This window comes from Exiguobacterium sp. s163 (assembly GCF_018617135.1).
In the GTDB taxonomy this organism is placed as follows: Bacteria; Bacillota; Bacilli; order Exiguobacteriales; family Exiguobacteriaceae; genus Exiguobacterium; species Exiguobacterium profundum.
Window position 1 is genome coordinate 1 of sequence record NZ_JACSJN010000016.1, and the last position, 898, is coordinate 898.

Below are 898 nucleotides of genomic sequence, written 5' to 3' on the forward strand. Positions count from 1 at the left end.
CCGTTCCCATGCCGAACACGGAAGTTAAGCGTCTCAGCGCCGAAAGTAGTTGGGGGATCTCCCCCTGTGAGGATAGGACGTTGCCAGGCTTTATTTTTTTAAAAAAGTTATTGACTTTACATAGAATGACCTTTAAAATAGGTAAAGTCGATATGACTTAAAACGGTCTCGTGGTGTAGGGGTTAACATGTCTGCCTGTCACGCAGAAGATCGCGGGTTCGAATCCCGTCGAGACCGCCATTTTTAATTTAATACGTATGGCTTTGTAGCTCAGTTGGTAGAGCAAAGGACTGAAAATCCTTGTGTCGGCGGTTCGATTCCGTCCAAAGCCACCATATAACACGCCGGTGTAGCTCAGTTGGTAGAGCATCTGACTTGTAATCAGAGGGTCGAGGGTTCGAATCCTTTCGCCGGCACCATTTTTTCATGGCGGTTGTGGCGAAGTGGTTAACGCACCGGATTGTGATTCCGGCATTCGAGGGTTCAATTCCCTTCAGCCGCCCCATTAAAATTTAATGAGCCATTAGCTCAGTTGGTAGAGCATCTGACTTTTAATCAGAGGGTCGCAGGTTCGAGCCCTGCATGGCTCACCATTTCTCATTATTTTTTATTCAATACGTAATTTCACATGCGGGTGTGGCGGAATTGGTAGACGCGCTAGACTTAGGATCTAGTGTCTTTGACGTGGGGGTTCGAGTCCCTTCACCCGCATCTCTAAATACTTATGCGGAAGTAGTTCAGTGGTAGAATACGACCTTGCCAAGGTCGGGGTCGCGGGTTCGAATCCCGTCTTCCGCTCCATCTTAATATGCGGTCGTGGCGGAATCGGTAGACGCGCTAGGTTGAGGGCCTAGTGGTGGTTAACACCGTGGAGGTTCAAGTCCTCTCGACCGCACCA

Annotated in this window: 8 tRNA genes and 1 rRNA gene; all 9 read left to right on the top strand. The window is 49.1% G+C overall.

From position 1 onward, the window contains the following. Positions 1-89: ribosomal RNA gene (rrf, locus tag KNO71_RS17455) — 5S ribosomal RNA — on the top strand; the annotation flags it as partial. Between the two features lie 75 nt (positions 90-164). Continuing rightward, positions 165-240: transfer RNA gene (locus KNO71_RS17460), tRNA-Asp, on the top strand. A 19-nt stretch (positions 241-259) separates the two neighbouring features. After that, positions 260-335 (top strand) — tRNA-Phe (locus KNO71_RS17465). 8 nt (positions 336-343) lie between these two features. Further along, positions 344-419: transfer RNA gene (locus KNO71_RS17470), tRNA-Thr, on the top strand. 10 nt (positions 420-429) lie between these two features. Beyond that, positions 430-505, top strand: a tRNA-His gene (locus tag KNO71_RS17475). A gap of 12 nt (positions 506-517) precedes the next feature. After that, positions 518-593, top strand: a tRNA-Lys gene (locus KNO71_RS17480). Positions 594-630: 37 nt separating this feature from the next. Continuing rightward, positions 631-711, top strand: a tRNA-Leu gene (locus KNO71_RS17485). Positions 712-726: 15 nt separating this feature from the next. After that, positions 727-801, top strand: a tRNA-Gly gene (locus KNO71_RS17490). 9 nt (positions 802-810) lie between these two features. Next, positions 811-898, top strand: a tRNA-Leu gene (locus KNO71_RS17495).